The sequence below is a fragment of the Micromonospora sp. NPDC126480 genome (genome assembly GCF_040302465.1).
Classification (GTDB): domain Bacteria; phylum Actinomycetota; class Actinomycetes; order Mycobacteriales; family Micromonosporaceae; genus Micromonospora.
Map to the genome: position 1 here is coordinate 14,153 of NZ_JBEORU010000031.1, position 19,734 is coordinate 33,886.

The following is a 19,734-nucleotide window of genomic DNA, read 5'->3' on the forward strand; positions in this document are numbered from 1 at the left end:
GGCCTGCCCGCCGCTCAGCTCTTCGTGACGATCTGTTCCCGCAGGGTGCCGAGCAGGGAAGCGCTGTCCTCGATCGACAACCGGGTGAACACGGCCGTGGCGATGCTGCCGTGGTCGACGGAGGTGCACACCACCACGTCGGCGCCGCCGTCCCGGCCGACGGCGCACCGGTCGTACCGCCCCCGGACGCCGGTGTCGAAGACCTTCGGCTCGCCGAGGTCGTACTTCTCCCGGAGCCGGGCGATCTCGGCGTCCGCCTCGGACTCGGGGGAGAACCAGAAGCCGGTGCCGCCGAAGACGGTCACCCGCTTGCCCGCGCGGGTGGCGTAGACCCCGGCGAACGTGTCGCTGGCCAGCAGGTGTGCGTTCCGCATCTCCGCCTTCAGCTCCTCGGCGGTCTGCGTGCTGCGGCTGTCGTCGCGCAGCTGCAGGTCCTTGACCTCCGCCGGCAGCGCGGCGGTCGCCGGGACCTGGCTGAGCATGGGCGTCGCCCAGTAGGCCGGGCAGCCGCAGCAGCAGGCCAGCGTCAGCAGCAGGACCCAGGGCCACTTGCGGCGCCTGCGGACGGGCACCGGCACGTACCCCTTGGGGGCCTGCCAGCCGGGTGGCGGCGCGACCGGCCGCACGGCCGCGGGCGCGCCGCGCCCCCACCGGCGCTTCGGTCGGGCCGGCGGCGCCGGGACCGGGTACGCGGGCGGTGGCGGGACGGGCGGCGCCGGGTACGCGGCCGGCGGCGGGCTCGGGTAGGACGGTGCCCCCGGTGGCGAGACCGGGTACCCGGCCGGCGGGGACGCCGGTGCCGGCGGACCGGAGTACGGCCGGGTCGGCGCCGGGGCCGGGTACGGCGTGGTCGGTGACAGCGGCGGAAGCTCGGGCAGCTCGGCGGAGTGCAGGTCCCACCCGCCGGTGTCGGCGCCGGCCCACGGATCGACCGGCGTCCGGTCCTCCGGGGCCTCGGCGGGGCTCGGCGGCAGCGGGGTGGGCTCGGCCGACTCGCCCCAGCCGCGCTTCGGTGGCGGCGGGGGCGGCACGGCGGCCGACCCGCTCCAGCGGGGAGCGGGCGGCCCGGGGGCCTCGTCGGCCGGCATCACGCGGGTGCCCGAGGGGCCGGCGTCCTTCGCCGGCATCGCGCGGGTGCCCGGGTTGCCGGCGTCCTCCGCCGGCACTCTCCGGGTGCCGGCCGGGCCGATCGGTGGCTCCGGTGGGCCGCCCGGACCGGCATCGTCCGCCGGCGGCTCGGAAGTTGCGGCCTCGGGTGCCGTTCCGACCGGTGACGCGGCGTTCCCGCCGGCCGCTGCACGGGTGCCCGGCGCCCCGGAGGGCCCGGCACGGTCGTGGGACTCCGGGGCGGTCGGCTGGTCGTCCGGGGCTGCCGATGGTGCGGCGGTGGGCGGGTCGGCCGGGCCGGACGTCCCGGCGCTCGGGGCGGCGACCTCACCCGGCGTGGTGGGGGCGACCGCCAGCTCCGGGGCGTGGTGCTGGGTGGTCCCGTCGACCGGCCGGTCTGCTTCCGGCTGCGGCTCCGGCATCTCGGCAGTCTCCTCTCGCCGATCCGAGGTTAGTACCGTGCCGCCACCAGCCACGAACCCGTGTCGCGTTGAGAGGGGGCCCTTCCTCTACCGGAGGCGTTAACAAGGGGCCCTTCCTTGCACCCCGGGCGCGGTGCGGCGCGGTCGACCGGTCGGCGGGCGCGTACCCTTGGGCATCATGAGTGTCCCGCCCACCACGCCGCGCCCCGCCGCGGCAAACTCTGGCGACGACTCCAGCTCGGCGCGTCTGTCGCCGCGCCGCGACCTGGAGCCGTCGGTCTGGCCGCGGCTGGAGCCGCTGCTGCCCCAGGTGACCAAGCCCATCCAGTACGTCGGTGGCGAGCTGGGGGCGGTGGTCAAGGACTGGGACGCGGCGGCCGTGCGCTGGGCGCTTATGTATCCCGACGCGTACGAGGTCGGCCTGCCCAACCAGGGCGTGCAGATCCTCTACGAGGTGCTCAACGAGCTGCCCGACGTGCTCGCCGAGCGGACGTACGCGGTCTGGCCGGACCTGGAGCGGCTGATGCGCGCCCACGGCGTGCCGCAGTTCACCGTCGACGCGCACCGGCCGGTCCGTGACTTCGACGTGTTCGGTGTCTCCTTCTCCACCGAGCTGGGCTACACCAACCTGCTCACCGCGATCGACCTCGCCGGTGTTCCGCTGCTGGCCGCCGACCGCACCGACGCCGACCCGGTGATCGTGGCCGGCGGGCACGCCGCGTTCAACCCGGAGCCGATCGCCGACTTCGTCGACGCCGCCGTGCTCGGTGACGGCGAGGAGGCCGTCCTGGAGATCACCGCGATCGTCCGGGAGTGGAAGGCCGAGGGCCGTCCCGGTGGGCGCGACGAGCTGCTGCTTCGGCTGGCGCGCACCGAGAGCGTGTACGTGCCGCGCTTCTACGACGTGGACTACCTGCCCGACGGCCGGATCCAGCGGGTCGTGCCGAACCGCCCGGACGTGCCGTTCCGGGTGCACAAGCGCACGACGATGGACCTGGACGCGTGGCCCTACCCGAAGAAGCCCCTGGTGCCGCTGGCCGAGACGGTCCACGAGCGGTACGCGGTGGAGATCTTCCGGGGCTGCACCCGGGGCTGCCGGTTCTGCCAGGCGGGCATGATCACCCGGCCCGTCCGGGAGCGCTCGATCACCACCGTCGGGCAGATGGTGCAGCAGGGGCTGGAGTTCTCCGGCTTCCACGAGGTGGGCCTGCTGTCGCTGTCGTCGGCCGACCACTCGGAGATCGGCGACATGTGCTCCGGGCTCGCCCAGCAGTACGAGGGCACCAACGTGTCGCTGTCGCTGCCGTCGACGCGGGTGGACGCGTTCAACATCGAGCTGGCCCAGGAGCTGTCCCGCAACGGCCGGCGTACCGGTCTGACCTTCGCCCCGGAGGGCGGGTCGGAGCGGATCCGCAAGGTGATCAACAAGATGGTCTCCAAGGAGGACCTGATCCGCACCGTCGTCACCGCGTACACCAACGGCTGGCGGCAGGTGAAGCTCTACTTCATGTGCGGCCTGCCCACGGAGACGGACGAGGACGTCCTGGAGATCGCCGACATGGCGCACGAGGTCATCCGGGCCGGCCGCGCGGCGACGGGCAGCAAGGACATCCGCTGCACGGTGTCCATCGGCGGTTTCGTGCCGAAGCCGCACACCCCGTTCCAGTGGGCCGCGATGGAACGGCCCGAGGTCATCGACGGCCGGCTGAAGCTGCTCAAGCAGGCGATCAACGCGGACCGGTCGCTGGGCCGGGCGATCGGCTTCCGCTACCACGACGGCGAGCCGTCGCTGATCGAGGGCCTGCTGTCCCGCGGTGACCGCCGGGTCGGCGCGGTGATCCGCCGGGTCTGGGAGAACGGCGGCCGGTTCGACGGCTGGAGCGAGCACTTCTCGTACCAGCGCTGGGTGGACGCCGCCGCCGAGGTGCTGCCGGCCTTCGGGGTCGACCTCGACTGGTACACCACCCGCGAGCGCGACGAGCTGGAGGTCCTGCCCTGGGACCACCTGGACTCGGGCCTGGACAAGGACTGGCTCTGGCAGGACTGGCAGGACTCCCTCAGCGAGTACGAGCAGGACGACTGCCGGTGGACGCCGTGCTTCGACTGCGGTGTCTGCCCGGCCATGGACACCGAGATCCAGATCGGCCCCACCGGGCGGAAGCTGCTCCCGCTCACCCCGATCAACGGCCTGCGGGTCGCCAGCGGCGCTCAGCAGTAGCCCCCGGGGCCGGCGACCGCCGCCGGCCCGACACCCGAGGAGCACGACGATCAGTAGGAAACCACAGCCGGAGGGCGGGCAGGCGCCGGTCGTCCAGCGCATCCGCCTCCGGTACGCCAAGCGGGGACCGTTGCGGTTCACCTCGCACCGGGACTTCGCGCGCGCCTTCGAGCGGGCGCTGCGCCGGGCGGGCGTGCCCATGGCGTACTCGCAGGGCTTCACCCCCCACCCCAAGATCTCGTACGCCAGCGCCGCGCCGACCGGGGTGGCGAGCGAGGCCGAGTACCTGGAGATCGGGCTGCGCGAGCCGGTCGACCCGGCGGAGCTGCGGGCCGCCCTCGACGCCGCGCTCTCGCCCGGGCTGGACGTGCTGGACGCCGTCGTGGCGACCGGCGGGAGCCTCGCCGACCGGATCGAGGCGTCGCACTGGCGGGTCGAGTTGCCCGAGGTCGATCCGGCCCTGCTGCACAAGGCCGTCGCCGCCTTCGCCGCGGCGGACGAGGTGCTGGTCGAGCGGATGACCAAGCAGGGCCGGCGGACCTTCGACGCCCGGGCGGCGGTGATCTCCGTCGATGTGGCGACGCAGGCGGAGGCACCTTCCGGGGTCCCGGCGGTACCGTGTGCGATACTCGAACTGGTCGTGCGGCAGGTCACCCCCGCCGTTCGGCCCGATGACGTCCTTTCCGGCCTCCGCGTGGTGGCCGACCTGGAGCCGCCGGTCTCACCTCGGGTGACCCGGCTGGCGCAGGGCACGTTGACCGCGCAGGGTGCGATCGCGGATCCGTTGGAAGCGGACCGCGACGGGGCAACCATCGGAGGGCACTGACCGACGGTCGGTGCCCGGCTAGGCAGACTTCGGCGGTCGCGCGGGTAGCGCGACCGGCGGAAACACCTTTTGCGGCGACCCTGCGTGGCAGCGCTCACCCGCGCCCGGGGCAGCCAGAACTGGAGAACGTCCATGCTCGAGAACGAGCCCGAGGGCGGCGAACGCACCGGCTACCAGCCGGCCGGCGAGACCGCCGCACACCCCGCCGCCGAGGGCGGCGTCCCCACGAACCCCGCGCACGCGGGCACCCCGGCCGGCGGCGAGCCCGCCGCCGGCACCCCGGCCGGCCGGAGCGAGATGACCGGCCCGGCGCCGAGCGAGGCGGCCGGCACCGGCGTCGCCGAGCTGGGCGAGCCGGCGGCACCGGCCCGCAAGCGGGCCAGCCGGAAGCGGGCCACCCCGGTCAACCGGCCGGAACAGACCGAGGCGCCGGTCGAGGCCGGCAGCGCCACCGTGTCGGGCAGCGGCGAGGCCCCCCAGGCGGAGGTGCTCGCTCCGATCGCGGGCGACGGCGAGCCGCCCGCGAAGGCGACGCGTCGCCGCCGGAAGGCCACCACGGCCAAGGCGGCCGAGGAGCGGCTGGCGGTCGACGGGGCCGAGGAGGCGACGGCGGAGGTCGTGCCGCCGGTGAAGGTGACGCGTACCCGGCGCAGGAAGGCCGCCCCCGCGGCGGCCGAACCGGCCGCCGAGACCGAACTCACCGGTGCCGGAACGGCCGGGCCGGCTGCTCCGGCCGGCGCGGAGCCCGTCGCCCCGGCGGCCGCCGAGCCCGCCGCCGAGATCATCGAGCCGGCGGAGACGCTCGTCACCGAGCCGGCGGACGACGAGGAGGAGCAGGTCGAGCCGGAGGCCGGCACGGAGTTCGGCGCGGCGCAGCCGCCGGTCGCCAGCGGCGCCGGGAGCGCCGCGGGCGAGGTTCCCCCCGGCGTGGCCGTGGGCGGTACCGCCGAGGAGGCCGAGCCCGAGCGCCCGGCACGCCGCCGGCGGGCGGTGCTCTCCGCACCCACCGTGCTGTTCATGGCACCGCAGCCGGAGGAGATCGTGGCCGCGCGGGCCGCCGAGGAGCCCGCCGCCGAGGAGCCGGCCGAGCCGTCGCGCCGCCGCCGGCGGGGCCGCCGCGACGTGGAACCGGCCGAGCCGGTCGAGGCCGTCGAGGTCGAGGAGGAGCCCGCCGAGGAGGTCGTGGAGGCCGCCGAGGACGAGGACGAGACCGCCGCTGGACGCCGCCGGCGGCGGCGCGGCCGGCGGGGCCGGGGCCGGGGCAAGGGCGGCGCCGAGGAGGCCGAGGACGAGGAGGCCGAGGAGGCCGTCCAGGCAGAGGCGGAGGAGGTTGTCGCCGCCGAGACCGAGGAGGCGGAGGAGGCCGAGGACGGCGAGGGGATGACCCGCCGTCGCCGACGCCGGCGCCGGCGGGGTGCGGGTGACGTCGAGGCGGCCGCCGAGGACGGCGTACCCACGGTCGTGAAGATCCGGGAGCCGCGCCGCACCGTCGACGAGGTGCAGGGCGTCTCCGGCTCGACCCGCCTGGAGGCCAAGCGCCAGCGGCGCCGCGACGGCCGTGAGCAGCGGCGCACCCGGCCGCCGATCCTCAGCGAGTCGGAGTTCCTGGCCCGCCGTGAGGCGGTGGACCGGGTGATGGCCGTGCGGCAGCGCGGCGACCGGACGCAGATCGCCGTCCTCGAGGACGGCGTGCTGGTCGAGCACTACGTCACCCGGAACTCGTCCGCCACCATGGCCGGCAACGTGTACCTGGGCAAGGTGCAGAACGTGCTGCCCAGCATGGAGGCCGCGTTCGTCGACATCGGCCGCGGCCGCAACGCCGTGCTGTACGCGGGCGAGGTCAACTGGGACACCACCGGCCTGGAAGGGCGGGCCCGCTCGATCGAGCAGGCGCTCAAGTCCGGTGACTCGGTGCTCGTGCAGGTGACGAAGGACCCGATCGGGCACAAGGGCGCCCGGCTGACCAGCCACGTCGCGCTCTCCGGCCGCCACCTCGTGTACGTGCCGGGCGGCAACGCCTCCGGGATCAGCCGGAAGCTGCCTGACAACGAGCGCAAGCGCCTGCGCGACGTGCTGAAGAAGCTGGTGCCCGACGGTGCGGGCGTGATCGTCCGCACCGCCGCGGAGGGCGCCAGCGAGGACGAGCTGGCCCGCGACGTCAAGCGGTTGCAGGCGCAGTGGGAGGACATCCAGGCGAAGGCCGCCGAGGGCGGCGCGCCGGTGCTGCTCTACCAGGAGCCGGACCTGGTCATCCGCGTCGTCCGGGACCTCTTCAACGAGGACTTCCGGGACCTGGTGATCGAGGGCGAGGGCGCGTACGACATGGTCGAGTCGTACCTGTCGCACGTCTCACCGGACCTGGTCGCCCGGCTGCGGCGGCACGTCGGCACCACCGACGTGTTCGCCGAGTACCGCATCGACGAGCAGATCCTCAAGGGCCTGGACCGGAAGGTCTTCCTGCCGTCCGGTGGTCACCTGGTGATCGACCGTACCGAGGCGATGACCGTGGTCGACGTCAACACCGGTAAGTACACCGGTGCCGGCGGCAACCTGGAGGAGACCGTCACCCGGAACAACCTGGAGGCCGCCGAGGAGATCGTCCGCCAGCTGCGGCTGCGCGACATCGGTGGCATTGTGGTGATCGACTTCATCGACATGGTGCTGGAGTCGAACCGGGAGCTGGTGCTGCGCCGGCTGACCGAGTGCCTGGGCCGGGACCGCACCAAGCACCAGGTCACCGAGATCACCTCGCTCGGCCTGGTCCAGATGACCCGCAAGCGGATCGGCGCCGGCCTGCTGGAGGCCTTCAGCGAGACCTGCGAGTGCTGCAAGGGCCGCGGGCTCATCATCCACACCGAGCCCGTGCCGGAGAAGCCGCGCGCGGGCGGGGCGGGGGAGAAGGTCAAGGCGGTCGCCTCGGCGGCGCCGACGGCGGAGGCGGGCTCGTCGCGCCGCCGGGCGCGCAAGAGCGCCCCCGCCGAGCGGACGGTGGTCGAGGTCGCCGAGACCGAGAGCCCGGCCGAGCTGACCGGCGGCACCGACGCCACCGGTACGACCACCACCGCGACGGACCCGGAGTACTACGACACGATGGGCTACGACCTGTCCCGCTACGAGGCCGAGACGCCGGCCGCCCCGGACGTCGCGGAGGCCCAGACCGGCGACGCGGCGCGGCTCGCGGCACCCGACGACCCGGACGCGCTGGGCGACAGCGACGGCGAGGAGTCCGAGGGCGGCACCGGCCGCCGGCGCTCGCGCCGGGGTGGCGCGCGGCGGCGTACCCGCCCCTGACCGGCCCGATTCATCGGCAGGGCCCCCGCCCCGGACGGGCGGGGGCCCTGCCGTCGTGCGGGCGGTAGGGTGGGAGCGTTCCGGTGGGCCCGGTTTGGGAGTCGGCCCGACCATGGCGTACGCTTGCCTGCGGCGCACTTTGGTGTGCCGAGTTCCCGCGTGCCCGCGCCGCCGCGCCTCAGCTGTCCGGCGAGCCGCCGCGGGAACGACCGCCAGCAGCCTCAACGACAGGGAGTCCGCCTCCGATGTACGCGATCGTCAAGACCGGCGGCAAGCAGTACAAGGTCGCCGAGGGCGACGTGATCGAGGTCGAGAAGCTCGCCGGTGTCCCCGGCGACGCGGTGAAGCTCGCCGCGGTGCTCCTCGTCGACGGTGACGACCTGGTGACCGACGCGGCGAAGCTTGCCAAGGTCGAGGTGTCCGGCGAGATCGCCGCGCACACCAAGGGCCCGAAGATCAAGATTCACAAGTTCAAGAACAAGACCGGCTACCACAAGCGCCAGGGTCACCGCCAGCCGCTGACCCAGGTCAAGGTGACCGGCATCTCCAGCGGGAAGTAGGTCGTCCTCCAATGGCTCACAAAAAGGGTGCGTCCAGCTCGCGTAACGGCCGTGACTCCGCGGCCCAGCGACTCGGCGTGAAGCGCTTCGGTGGTCAGGTCGTCAACGCGGGCGAGATCATCATCCGCCAGCGTGGCACCAAGTTCCACCCGGGTGACCTGGTCGGCCGCGGCGGCGACGACACGCTCTTCGCCCTGGCCGCGGGCGCGGTCCAGTTCGGCACCAAGCGCGGCCGCAAGACCGTCAGCATCGTGCCGCAGCAGTAACACTCCGGCGGAGCGGGCCGAGGACCTGGGGTCCCGGCCCGCTCCGCCTTTTCTCGTGCGGGGCTGGCCTCCGCTGGAAGGATTGGCAGCGTGACGACGTTCGTTGACCGGGTCGTCCTGCACCTGCAGGCCGGCGACGGCGGGCACGGCTGTGTCTCGATCCACCGGGAGAAGTTCAAGCCCTTCGGCGGCCCGGACGGGGGCAACGGCGGGCACGGCGGCAGCGTCTCGCTGGTCGTCGACCCGCAGGTGCACACGCTGCTCGACTTCCATTTCCGCCCGCACGTCAAGGCGCCGAACGGCAAGGGGGGCGCCGGTTCGAACCGGGACGGCGCGAACGGCGCCGACCTGGTGCTCACGGTGCCCAACGGCACCGTCGTGCAGACCGCCGACGGCACGGTGCTCGCCGACCTGGTCGGCGCCGGCACCACCTACGAGGTGGCCCGCGGCGGGCGCGGCGGCCGGGGCAACGCGGCGCTGGCCAACGCCCGCCGCAAGGCGCCCGGCTTCGCCGAGCTGGGCGAGCCCGGCGAGAAGCTCGACGTGGTGCTGGAGCTGAAGAGCGTCGCCGACGTCGGCCTGGTCGGCTACCCGTCCGCCGGCAAGTCGTCGCTGATCTCGGTGATCTCGGCCGCCAAGCCGAAGATCGCCGACTACCCGTTCACCACCCTGGTGCCGAATCTCGGCGTGGTCCGGGTGGACAACCACACCTTCACCGTCGCGGACGTGCCCGGCCTGATCCCGGGCGCGGCCACCGGCAAGGGGCTCGGCCTGGAGTTCCTCCGGCACATCGAGCGCTGCGCGGTGCTCGTGCACGTCGTCGACACCGCGACGCTGGAGACCGAACGCGACCCGGTCGCCGACATCGAGACGATCGAGGCGGAGCTGACCGCGTACGGCGGGCTGGCCGACCGCCCGCGCCTGGTGGCGCTCAACAAGGTCGACGTGCCGGACGGGCGGGACCTCGCCGAGATCGTCCGGCCCGACCTGGAGGCGCGCGGCTTCCGCGTGTTCGAGGTGTCGGCGGCCACCCGGGAAGGGCTGAAGGAGCTGACGTACGCGATGGCGGAGCTGGTGGAGGCGGCCCGCGCCGCCGCGCCGCCGGCCGAGCCCACCCGGATCGTCATCCGGCCGCAGGCGGTCGACGACGCCGGCTTCACCGTGGAGGCCGCGCCCGACGGCGCCTGGGTGGTGCGGGGCACCCGCCCGGAGCGGTGGGTCCGGCAGACGAACTTCGACAACGACGAGGCGGTCGGTTACCTGGCCGACCGGCTGGCCCGGCTCGGCGTGGAGGAGAAGCTCGGCAAGGCCGGCGCCCAGGCGGGCGACCTGGTGCGGATCGGGGAGCGCGAGTTCGACTGGCAGCCCACGCTGTACGCGGGGGCCGAGTTCGTGCCCGGCGTCCGGGGCGCCGACATCCGGCTGGAGGACAAGTCGAACCGGCCCACGGCGTCCGAGCGGCTGGCGGCCCGCAAGGCCCGCCGGCAGCGGCCGGCCGACGAGATCGAGCCTGGCGAGGTCGGGGCCGGCGAGCCGGACGTGGACGACGCCGGTTAGCGGTCAGGGGCGGTCGAGGGGCGTGTCGAGCCGGCCGCCGCTGCCCACCTGGTTGGAGAGCAGCAGCCCGAGGGCGAGCATGCCGAAGCCCAGCACGAGGTGCAGCCAGTTGTCGGCGTCGTTCACCGGGAGCAGGTTGGCCCCGCTCTCCCGGTCGATGAAGAAGCCGTACAGCCAGAGGCCGAGGTAGAGGGCGCCGCCGCCGGCGAGGAAGAGGCGTGCCCCGCTCACCCGGCGGGCCAGCACCAGGCCGGCCAGGCCGAAGCCCAGGTGCAGGATGTTGTGCAGGATCGACACCTGGAACAGGCCGAGTACCTTCGCCCCGGAGTGGTGCCCGGCGAAGCGCATCTCGTCGTAGTCGGTGGTGATGCCGGGGATGAACCCGAGCACCCCGATGAGCAGGAAGACCCCGGCCGCCACGAGGGCCGCGACCTGGACCGCGCGCCTCGATCCCCCGCGTGCGTTCTGTGCCATCCATGCACCTCCGTGGAGCCGCGGACCCCCGCCCGCGGTACCGGTCGCGCGGATCGCCCGTCACTGTCCGCGACGGTGACGACACCCGGGCCCGACGATCCTCCATTTTGAAGTCCGGGTGGGCCGTTCCGCAGAGAAACGGCGGATCAGGTATGGAAGCAAAAACGCAGGGTAGGTCATTCGTTGGCGGCGGTACGACCGCCGCTCATCCCCCAACAAGACCGCGACGGTCATCCGAGCGGAAGGGACATCATGACCTACGATCTGTCACCCACGACTTCCACGTACGCGTCGGAGTCCGCGAACGGCGGCGGGGTTCGCGATCAGGCCCGCCAGGTGGGCTCGGAGGCGAAGCACGCCGGTGGCGCGGTCGCCGAGACCGCCAAGGAGCAGGGCCGCGAGGTCGTCGGGGAGGCCCGGCAGCAGGCGCGCAACCTCTACGGCGAGGCCCGCAGCCAGCTCGCCGGTCAGGCCGGCGAGCAGCAGCGGCGCGCCGCGGGCGGGCTGCGCTCGCTCGCCGACGAGATGCGCACGATGGCCGAGCAGGGCGGCCAGGCCGGCCCGGTCAGCGAACTGGCCCGCCAGGCCGCCGACCGGGTGCACGGCGTCGCCGGTTGGCTGGAGCAGCGTGAACCGGGCGACCTCGTCGCCGAGGTCCGCAACTACGCCCGCCGCAACCCGGGCACGTTCCTGGTCGGCGCCGCCGTGCTCGGCGTGCTCGCCGGCCGGATGACCCGCAGCCTCTCGGCCGCGGGCGACGACGACGGCGGGACGTACGGCGGTGGCTACGACCCGGAGCAGACGGCGGTGATCCCGTCGTCGCGTGCGGTGCCCGACCAGATCCCGCCGGGCGGCTACCTCGACCCGACCCCGGGCGCGTACGTCGACCCGCAGACCCGGACCAGCTACGCCGACCCGGCCGGCGGGACCGGGCAGCCGCTGCCTCCGGTCAGCCAGACCGACCCGCTGCCAGGGGTGCCCTCCAGCGGCACCACCCGTCCGTGACCGGCCGACACGGAAGGGAAGCGACGGCATGACCACGCCGAAATATCACCCGCACGACGCGGACGAGGTCCGCAACAGCTCCGTCGGTGAGTTGATGCGCCAGGTCACCACGGACCTGTCCACGTTGCTGCGGCAGGAGGTGGAGCTGGCCAAGGCCGAGATCCGCGAGGAGGGGAAGAAGGCCGGCAAGGCGGCCGGGTTCTTCGGCGGCGCCGGGTTCGGCGGCTACATGGTGGCCCTGTTCCTCTCGCTGGCTCTCTGGGCCGGGCTGTCCAACGTCATGGACGCCGGTTGGGCGGCCCTGATCGTGGCCGTCATCTGGGGCGGGATCGCCGCTGTCCTCTACTCCATGGCGAAGAAGAACGCGGAGCGGATCCGCGGCCTCAAGCAGACCAACGAGAGCGTGCAGCGGATCCCCGACGCGCTCAAGCCCCACCCGCAGGAGGTCACCCGATGAGCACCGATCCCGAGCAGATCCGCCGGGAGATCGAAGCCACTCGTACCAACTTGAGCTCCGATGTGGACGCGCTGGCGTACAAGGTCAGCCCCGGCCGCATCGTCGACGACCGCAAGCAGCGGGTCCGTGGCGCGCTGCAGAATGTGAGGGACAAGGTGATGGGAACCGCGTCGGACCTCGGCCACAGCACGAAGCACGGCGCCCACGCCGTCGGCGACCACGCGTCCTCGGCGGCCTCGGCGGTCAGCGACAAGGCGCAGTCGGCCGCGTCGACGGTGAGCGACGCCGCTCACCGGGCCCCCCACGTGATCCGTCGGAAGTCGGAGGGCAATCCGCTCGCCGCCGGGCTGATCGCGTTCGGGGTGGGTTGGCTGGTCTCCTCCCTGATCCCGGCCAGCCAGCGTGAGCAGCAGGTCGCGACGCAGGTCAAGGAGCGGGCCGGCGAGCACGCCGGTGCGGTCAAGGAGAAGCTGACCGAGGTCGCGCAGGAGGTGAAGGAGGAGCTGCGCGAGCCCGCGCAGCAGGCCGCCGAGTCGGTGAAGCAGACCACCCAGGACGCCGTCCAGACGGTCCAGCACGACACCCGCTCCGCCGCCGACGACGTCAGGGACCGAGCCCAGCACCCCCGCGAACAAATCCCCTCCTGACCCCCACCCGCCCCGCCCCCACCCCACCCCACCCCCGCGATCTTGCACTTCGTGCCCGTACGGAAGGCCCGAACCCGGGCGATTCGAGGGCCGGAAGTGCAAGATCGCGGAGGCGGGGGCCGGGTGGGGGCGGCTTGTTTTGTCGGGTTTCTGGTGGGTAGCGGTGTGGTGAGACGGGCGGTCCGGTCGCGGGCGGCCCGGGTGGAGGGGGCGTGATGACCAGCAGCGGAACGAGGTGGGCGGTGCTCGGCGTCACCACCGTGACCGCGGTCGGGATCGGTCACGCGGTGGCCCGGCGGCGGCACCGGCACCAGCCCGAACGGCAGGACGGCTGGTACGTGGTGCGGCGCGGCGTGACGGTCGACCGTCCGGTCGAGGCGGTGATCGGCTTCTGGACCGACCGGCAACGGATGGACCGCGCGCTGGCCGAGTGGGCGACGCTTGAGCAGCTCGACGACGACCGGTGGCGCGCGGTGGCCGCCGACCCGGCGGGCGGCACGCAGTGGCGGGCGGAGCTCACCGTCGAGGGGCCGGGACGGCTGCGCTGGCGGGTGACCGACGGGCCGGAGCAGGAGGGCACCGTCGAGCTGGTGCCCGCGCCGCAGGGCCGGGGCACCGAGATCCGCGCCGAGCTGCGGTACCGGTCCGGGCCGCTGCGCCGGGCGATCGGCCTGGCGACCAGCCACGAGCCGGACCTCGCGTTGCGCGACACGCTGCGCCGGGTCAAGTCGCTGGTGGAGTGCGGCCAGGTGATCGAGACCCGGCGCGACCCGTCCGGGCGCAGCGAGGCGCAGGAGAAGGCGACCGACAAGGTCCGCGAGAAGCTCACGGTTGGCGGCCGGTCGTGAGGGCGCTGTGCTGGGAGGGCGTCGGCAAGCTTGCGGTACGGGACGTGCCCGAGCCGCGCGTACGCGCCGAGGGTGACGTGATCGTACGGGTCCGGGCCAGCAGCGTCTGCGGTTCCGACCTGCACCTCATCAACGGCTTCGTGCCGGCGGTGCGGGAGGGCGACATCCTCGGCCACGAGTTCATGGGCGAGGTCGTGGAGACCGGGCCCGGCGTCCGGCGGCTCACCGTCGGCGACCGGGTCGTGGTCGGCTCGGTCGTGGCGTGCGGCGGGTGTTGGTACTGCCGCACCGAGCAGTACTCGCTCTGCGACAACTCCAACCCGCAGCCCGTCTTCGCCGAGAAGCTGTGGGGCCACGCACCGGCCGGCATCCTCGGCTACTCGCACGCCGCCGGTGGCTACTCGGGCAGCCACGCCGAGTACGTGCGGGTGCCGTTCGGCGACATCGGGGCCTTCAAGGTGCCCGACGGCGTGCCCGACGACGCCCTCGTCTTCGCCTCCGACGCGCTGCCGACCGGCTGGATGGCCGCCGACTTCTGCGGCCTCACCGGCGGCGAGGTGGTGGCCGTGTGGGGCGCCGGCGGGGTCGGTCAGATGGCGGCGCGGGCCGCCCAGCTGCTCGGCGCCGAGCGGATCATCATGATCGACCGGCTGCCGGAGCGGCTGTCCGCCGCCGCCGACCGGCTCGGCGTGGAGACCGTCAACTACGCGGAGACCGACGTGCTGGAGGCGCTGCGGGAGCTGACCGCCGGCCGGGGCCCGGACGCCTGCATCGAGGCCGTCGGCATGGAGTCGCACGACGTGGGGCCGGCGTACGCGTACGACAAGGCGAAGCAGACCGCCCGGCTGCAGACCGACCGGCCGACGTCGGTACGGCAGGCGATCATGGCGTGTCGCAAGGGCGGCACCGTCAGCATCGTCGGCGTCTACGCCGGGCTGATCGACAAGTTCCCGCTGGGCGCGGCGATGAACAAGGCACTGGTCCTGAGAATGGGGCAGATGCACGCCCAGCGCTACATCCCGATGCTGCTCGACCGGCTCGCCGCCGGGGAGATCGACCCCGGTTACCTGGCCACCCACCCCATGTCGCTGGAGGAGGGGGCTCGCGGCTACGAGATCTTCGAGAAGAAGGAGGAGGGCTGCCTGCGTACCGTCCTGCATCCCTGAGTCCACCGCTCCCCGCGCCCGCCCGCGGGCGCGGGGAGCGGCTCAGGCGGTGCGGCGGACGTTGGTGACGAGGAAGCCGCTCGGCGGCAGCGCCGGCATCCGGCCCAGGTCCAGGGCCAGGTTCTGCGGGGGCACCTCGTACGCCATGGCGGTGGTCAGGAGGTGCACCGCCCGCTTCATCAGCTCGATGGTCACCCACTCGCCGGCGCAGCGGTGCCCGGCCAGGTGCTCGCCGCCGCCCTGCGGGACGAAGCTGTACGGGTCGCCACGCCACCCCGCGAAGCGGTCCGGCCGGAACTCCTCCGGGGACGGCCAGAGCGCCCGGTGGTGGTTGGTGCCGTAGAGGTCGAGCAGCACGCGCCGGCCCCGGGGGAAGTGGTGGCCCTGCCAGTCGAAGGAGCGCCGCACCCGCGCCGCGGTGACCGGGAAGAACGGGTAGTACCGGCGTACCTCCTGCACGAAGGCCTCGGTGGTCTCCGCGCTCTCGCGGACCCGCTCGCGCCAGCCCGGGTGGTCGTGCAGGGCCAGCGCCGCGAAGACGATGTAGCGGTCCACCGCGACCGTCGGGCGCAGCACGTTGAGCAGCTCCACCGCGGCGATCCGGCGGGGGAGGAGCCGCCCCCGGGCGTCCCGGTGCTCCGCGATCACCCGCAGGGCACTGCCCTCCGGGGCGGGCAGCGTGCCGATCCGCTCCCGGTCGATGAGGTCGCCGACCCAGCGTTGGCCCAGGCGCCGGGCGAGCAGCCCCTTCCAGTGGCCGGGGCCGATCGCGGCGGCGCCTTCGATCATCGCGTGCAGCTGGGCGGTGCGCCGCCGCACCTGCGACTCCGGCAGCGGCACCCCGGCCCAGGCGCAGACCGCCCGGGTCAGGACGCGAGCCACCTCCCGGTAGAGCACCACCGGACCGGACGACTCCCACACCGGGATCCGGGCCCGCCACTCGTCCTCGAACAGCTGACCCAGCCGACCGACCGCGCTCGGCGTCATGAGTGACATGAACATGGCCTTGCGGTTCGTGTGCTCCGCGCCGTCGAGCCCCTGCACCCCGCCGACGCCGGTCAGCGTCCGCTGGGCCCGCATCGGCAGCGCCCCGGCCCGGACGAACCGCTCGTTGTCGTAGAACAGCTCGGCCGCCGGCCGCCCGCGCAGGCAGATCGTGCGCTCCAGCAGGAGGCGGGTGGCGAAGATGTCGCTGCCGTGGCGGTCGCACCGCTCACTGATGAACCGGTAGCCGGAACGCAGGAACGCGAGCGTGCTGTCCGGGCTGCGGTCGACCGGCATCGTCGCCATCGTTCCTCCTGACGCTGGTCGTGCGGATCCCCGCCGGGGACCGCACGGTCGCGGCCCGTGCCCCTCCGGGAGCATCTACCCAGGTCAGGCCGGCTGAATCCCGATGATCCCGCGGTCCGCGCCGGTACCCGCGCTCAGTCCAGGTCGAACTCCCCGTCCTGGGCGCCGGCGACGAAGGCGTCCCACTCGGCCTGCGTGAACACCAGCACCGGCCCGTCCGGTTCGGCCGAGTTGCGCATGCCGATCAGGTCGTCGACGAACGCGACCTCCACGGCGCCGTCGGAGGTGTCGCCCTCCGCCCGCTGCCAGACGGCCCGCGAAAGGTCGAAGTCGCCCTTGGGGTGCGTCGTCATGGTCCAGTCCTCCAGTGCCGCAGGTCAGGGGAGCGGGTCGGGATCCCCATCGGGCAGGATAAGCGGATGCCGAGCCTGAGCCGTGTAGAGGCGACCGCGCGCGCCGCGGCGATCACCGTCGAGTCCTACCAGGTGGACCTCGACCTGACCGGGGACGGCGAGCGGTTCCGCTCGCACGTCACCATCCGGTTCCGGGCGACCCCCGGCGCCGCGACGTTCGTCGAGTGCAAGCCCGCCGAACTGCGGTCGGTCCGGCTCAACGACGCCGACCTCGACCCCGCCGCGCTGGCCGACAACCGGCTGCCGCTGCCCGGCCTCGCCGAGCACAACACGCTGACGGTCGAGGCCGACATGGCGTACTCCAACACCGGGGAGGGGATGCACCGCTTCGTCGACCCGGCCGACGGCGAGACCTACCTGTACGCGATGTCGTTCCTCGACGACGTGCAGCGCATCTTCGCCGCGTTCGACCAGCCCGACCTGAAGGCCCCGGTGACGCTCCGCGTCACCGCCCCCGCGCACTGGACCGTCGCCGGCAACGGCCGGCTGGCGGCGAACCCGCGTCCCGGGCGGTGGGAGTTCGCGCCGACGGCGCCGCTGGCCACGTACTTCGTCTCCCTGATCGCCGGGCCCTGGCACGTCCGTCGGGACGAGCACGACGGCATCCCGCTCGGCGTCTGGTGCCGGCGCTCCCTGGCGCCGCACCTGGACGCCGACATCGACGAGATCTTCACCGTGACCAAGCAGTGCCTGGACCGGTTCCACGAGCTCTTCGCCGAGCGGTACCCGTTCGACAAGTACGACCAGGCGTTCGTGCCGGAGTTCAACGCCGGCGCGATGGAGAACCCCGGCCTGGTCACCATCCGCGACGACTACGTCTTCCGGTCCGCCGTCACCGACAGCGAGCGTGAGCTGCGGGCCACCACGATCGCCCACGAGATGGCGCACATGTGGTTCGGTGACCTGGTCACCATGCGGTGGTGGGACGACCTGTGGTTGAACGAGTCGTTCGCCGAGTACCTGGGCACCCGGGTCACCGCCGAGGCGACCCGCTTCGACCGGGCGTGGACGACGTTCGCGATGAAGCGCAAGGCCTGGGGGTACGCGGCCGACCAGCGCCCGTCCACCCACCCGGTCGCGCCCGCGGAGGTGTCCGACGCCGCCGAGGGCCTGCTCAACTTCGACGGCATCTCGTACGCGAAGGGCGCCTCGGTGCTGCGCCAGCTCGTGGCGTGGCTCGGCGACGACGCCTTCCTGGCCGGGCTCAACGCGCACTTCGCGAAGCACCGGTTCGGTAACGCCACCCTGGCCGATCTGCTCGACAGTCTCTCCGCCAGCAGCGGGCGCGACCTGACCGGCTGGGCGGAACGCTGGCTGCGCGCCGCCCAGGTCAACACCCTGCGCGCCGAGGTCGCGGTCGGCCCGGACGGCCGGTACGCCGAGGTGGCCGTGGTGCAGACCGCCCCCGAGTCGCACCCGGTGCTGCGCCCGCACCGGATCGGAATCGGCCGGTACGCGGCCGACGGCACGGTGGAGCACCGCGAGGTGGACCTCGACCCGGACGTCCACGGCGGCCGGACGGTGCTCGCCGACCTGGCCGGGGCACCGGCCGCCCGGCTGCTGCTGCCCAACGCCGGCGACCTGACGTTCGCCAAGATCCGGCTCGACCCGGCCTCCGCGGACGCCGTACCCCTGGTGCTGCCCGGCCTGCCCGACCCGCTCGCGCGGGCGCTGCTGTGGGGCGAGGCGCTGGACGCCGCGACCGACGGGGAACGACCCGTCACCGCCCTGGTGGAGCTGATCGTGGCCGCGCTGCCCGCCGAGACCGAGGTGGTGATCGCCGAGGACGTGCTCACGCTGAGCCGTTCGCTCATCGACCGCTACCTCGACCCGCTGGCCCGCGCGAGCGCCCTGGCCCGGGTCGCCGAGGCCTGCCGGCGGCTGCTGGACACCGCGCCCCCCGGCGGGTCGCTTCAGCTCGCCGCCGCCCGCGGCTGGATCGCCGCGACCGGTGACGCCGATCTGCTGACCGGCTGGCTGGCGGGCCGGGACGTGCCGCCCGGGCTCGCCGTCGACGCGGAGCTGCGCTGGTCGGTGCTGGGCCGGCTGGTGGTGCTGGGCGCGGCGGGCCCTGCGGAGATCACCGCCGAGGCGGCGGCCGACCGGAGCGCCACCGGTGCCGAGCGGGCCGCCCGCTGTCGCGCGGCGCTGCCGGACGCGGGGGCCAAGCAGGCCGCGTGGGAGATCGTCGTGGCCGACACGGAGCTGTCGAACCGCCTGGTCGAGGCGACCGCGGAGGGGTTCTGGCAGCCCGAGCAGGCGGAGCTGACCGCACCGTACGTGGCGCGCTACTTCGCCGACATGCCGGCCGCCGCGCGCCTGCGTACGCCCTGGGTGGCGGACCGGATCGCGAGCCTGGCCTTCCCTCGTTACGCCGTCGCCCAGACCACCCGGGAAGCCGTCGCGGATCTCCTCGCCCGCGACGATCTGACGCCGGGCCTGCGCCGGCGCCTGGTCGACCGGGACGACGACCTGCGCCGTGCCCTGGTCGCCCGCACCGCCGTCGCCGCCGCCTCCGCCTGATGCCGGCGGGCGTCGGGCCGGGCAGCCGGTCGGGGGTACGGACGGCCTAGGATCGCGGGGTGGAGGAAGACATCCGGCGGATCGGCATCATGGGCGGCACGTTCGATCCGATCCACCACGGGCACCTGGTCGCGGCCAGCGAGGTGGCGGACCGGTTCGGGTTGGACGAGGTCATCTTCGTGCCGACCGGCCAGCCGTGGCAGAAGGCCGACGAGCCGGTCAGTCCCGCCGAGGACCGGTACCTGATGACGGTCATCGCCACCGCCTCCAACCCCCGCTTCCAGGTCAGCCGGGTCGACATCGACCGCGGCGGCCCGACCTACACCGTCGACACGCTGCGCGACCTGCACGCCGAGTACGGCCCGAAGGCCCAGCTCTTCTTCATCACCGGCGCCGACGCGCTGGCGAAGATCCTCTCCTGGAAGGATCTGGACGAGATCTTCGAGCTGGCCCACTTCATCGCGGTGACCCGGCCCGGGTTCGAGCTGTCCGACGCCCACCTGCCCGCCGACACGGTGAGCCTGGTGCAGGTGCCGGCGATGGCGATCTCCTCCACCGACTGCCGGGCGCGGGTGGCTCGGGGCGAACCGGTGTGGTATCTGGTGCCTGACGGTGTGGTGCAGTACATCGCCAAACGACGTCTCTACCAGCGGTGATCCGTCCC

At 73.7% G+C, this 19,734-nt stretch carries 17 protein-coding genes; 13 read left to right on the forward strand and 4 right to left on the reverse strand.

Features of this window, described 5'->3' with window-relative positions:
- Positions 1–14: 14 nt before the first annotated feature.
- Positions 15–1,127 carry a hypothetical protein gene (locus ABTW87_RS24420; protein WP_350653357.1) on the reverse strand — a complete coding sequence of 371 codons (1,113 nt, stop codon included), beginning with the start codon at positions 1,125–1,127 and terminating at the stop codon, positions 15–17.
- Between the two features lie 580 nt (positions 1,128–1,707).
- Between ABTW87_RS24420 and ABTW87_RS24425 the strand changes: the two genes are divergently transcribed.
- The 6 genes from ABTW87_RS24425 (at position 1,708) to obgE (ending at position 10,247) form a co-directional block, all read left to right on the forward strand.
- On the forward strand, positions 1,708–3,747 hold the full coding sequence (locus tag ABTW87_RS24425) for a TIGR03960 family B12-binding radical SAM protein (RefSeq protein WP_350653289.1): 2,040 nt from the start codon (positions 1,708–1,710) through the stop codon (positions 3,745–3,747).
- Between the two features lie 100 nt (positions 3,748–3,847).
- Positions 3,848–4,573 carry a TIGR03936 family radical SAM-associated protein gene (locus tag ABTW87_RS24430; protein ID WP_350653358.1) on the forward strand — a complete coding sequence of 242 codons (726 nt, stop codon included), beginning with the start codon at positions 3,848–3,850 and terminating at the stop codon, positions 4,571–4,573.
- A 132-nt stretch (positions 4,574–4,705) separates the two neighbouring features.
- Entirely contained in the window at positions 4,706–7,864 is a 3,159-nt protein-coding gene (locus tag ABTW87_RS24435) for an Rne/Rng family ribonuclease (protein ID WP_350653290.1), read from the forward strand.
- Positions 7,865–8,109: 245 nt separating this feature from the next.
- Positions 8,110–8,424: a 50S ribosomal protein L21 gene (gene rplU / locus ABTW87_RS24440; RefSeq protein ID WP_350653291.1), complete on the forward strand. Its 315-nt coding sequence runs from the start codon at positions 8,110–8,112 to the stop codon at positions 8,422–8,424.
- An 11-nt stretch (positions 8,425–8,435) separates the two neighbouring features.
- Positions 8,436–8,690, forward strand: coding sequence for a 50S ribosomal protein L27 (gene rpmA / locus ABTW87_RS24445; protein ID WP_073838295.1), 255 nt, complete (start codon positions 8,436–8,438; stop codon positions 8,688–8,690).
- 90 nt (positions 8,691–8,780) lie between these two features.
- Entirely contained in the window at positions 8,781–10,247 is a 1,467-nt protein-coding gene (gene obgE / locus ABTW87_RS24450; RefSeq protein WP_350653292.1) for a GTPase ObgE, read from the forward strand.
- A gap of 3 nt (positions 10,248–10,250) precedes the next feature.
- Here the strand turns inward: obgE and ABTW87_RS24455 are convergent, their stop codons facing one another.
- On the reverse strand, positions 10,251–10,721 hold the full coding sequence (locus tag ABTW87_RS24455) for a DUF4383 domain-containing protein (protein ID WP_350653293.1): 471 nt from the start codon (positions 10,719–10,721) through the stop codon (positions 10,251–10,253).
- 252 nt (positions 10,722–10,973) lie between these two features.
- On the opposite strand from ABTW87_RS24455, the gene ABTW87_RS24460 reads away from it, so the two are divergent.
- The 5 genes from ABTW87_RS24460 (at position 10,974) to ABTW87_RS24480 (ending at position 14,844) form a co-directional block, all read left to right on the forward strand.
- Positions 10,974–11,726 carry a hypothetical protein gene (locus ABTW87_RS24460; protein ID WP_350653294.1) on the forward strand — a complete coding sequence of 251 codons (753 nt, stop codon included), beginning with the start codon at positions 10,974–10,976 and terminating at the stop codon, positions 11,724–11,726.
- 28 nt (positions 11,727–11,754) lie between these two features.
- Positions 11,755–12,183, forward strand: coding sequence for a phage holin family protein (locus tag ABTW87_RS24465; protein ID WP_350653295.1), 429 nt, complete (start codon positions 11,755–11,757; stop codon positions 12,181–12,183).
- Positions 12,180–12,830 (forward strand): DUF3618 domain-containing protein, encoded by a 651-nt coding sequence (locus ABTW87_RS24470; RefSeq protein ID WP_350653296.1) that lies wholly within the window; start codon positions 12,180–12,182, stop codon positions 12,828–12,830. Before ABTW87_RS24465 ends, ABTW87_RS24470 begins: the two co-directional genes overlap by 4 nt.
- Positions 12,831–13,045: 215 nt before the next feature.
- The gene (locus tag ABTW87_RS24475) at positions 13,046–13,678 is read left to right on the forward strand and encodes an SRPBCC family protein (RefSeq protein ID WP_350653297.1); all 633 of its coding nucleotides are present in this window, start codon (positions 13,046–13,048) and stop codon (positions 13,676–13,678) included.
- Positions 13,675–14,844: a zinc-dependent alcohol dehydrogenase gene (locus ABTW87_RS24480; RefSeq protein ID WP_350653298.1), complete on the forward strand. Its 1,170-nt coding sequence runs from the start codon at positions 13,675–13,677 to the stop codon at positions 14,842–14,844. The genes ABTW87_RS24475 and ABTW87_RS24480 overlap by 4 nt, the downstream gene beginning before the upstream one ends.
- Positions 14,845–14,886: 42 nt before the next feature.
- Here the strand turns inward: ABTW87_RS24480 and ABTW87_RS24485 are convergent, their stop codons facing one another.
- Together ABTW87_RS24485 and ABTW87_RS24490 are read right to left on the reverse strand one after the other, a co-directional pair.
- Positions 14,887–16,134 (reverse strand): cytochrome P450, encoded by a 1,248-nt coding sequence (locus tag ABTW87_RS24485; RefSeq protein WP_350653299.1) that lies wholly within the window; start codon positions 16,132–16,134, stop codon positions 14,887–14,889.
- A gap of 134 nt (positions 16,135–16,268) precedes the next feature.
- On the reverse strand, positions 16,269–16,487 hold the full coding sequence (locus ABTW87_RS24490; protein WP_350653300.1) for a DUF397 domain-containing protein: 219 nt from the start codon (positions 16,485–16,487) through the stop codon (positions 16,269–16,271).
- Between the two features lie 66 nt (positions 16,488–16,553).
- On the opposite strand from ABTW87_RS24490, the gene pepN reads away from it, so the two are divergent.
- Both pepN and nadD read left to right on the forward strand, forming a co-directional pair.
- A complete protein-coding gene (pepN, locus tag ABTW87_RS24495) occupies positions 16,554–19,070 on the forward strand; it encodes an aminopeptidase N (protein ID WP_350653301.1) in 2,517 nt (838 codons plus the stop codon).
- A gap of 59 nt (positions 19,071–19,129) precedes the next feature.
- Complete coding sequence (nadD, locus tag ABTW87_RS24500; RefSeq protein ID WP_350653302.1) at positions 19,130–19,726, forward strand: nicotinate-nucleotide adenylyltransferase; 597 nt, start codon at positions 19,130–19,132, stop codon at positions 19,724–19,726.
- The last annotated feature ends 8 nt before the right edge of the window (positions 19,727–19,734 follow it).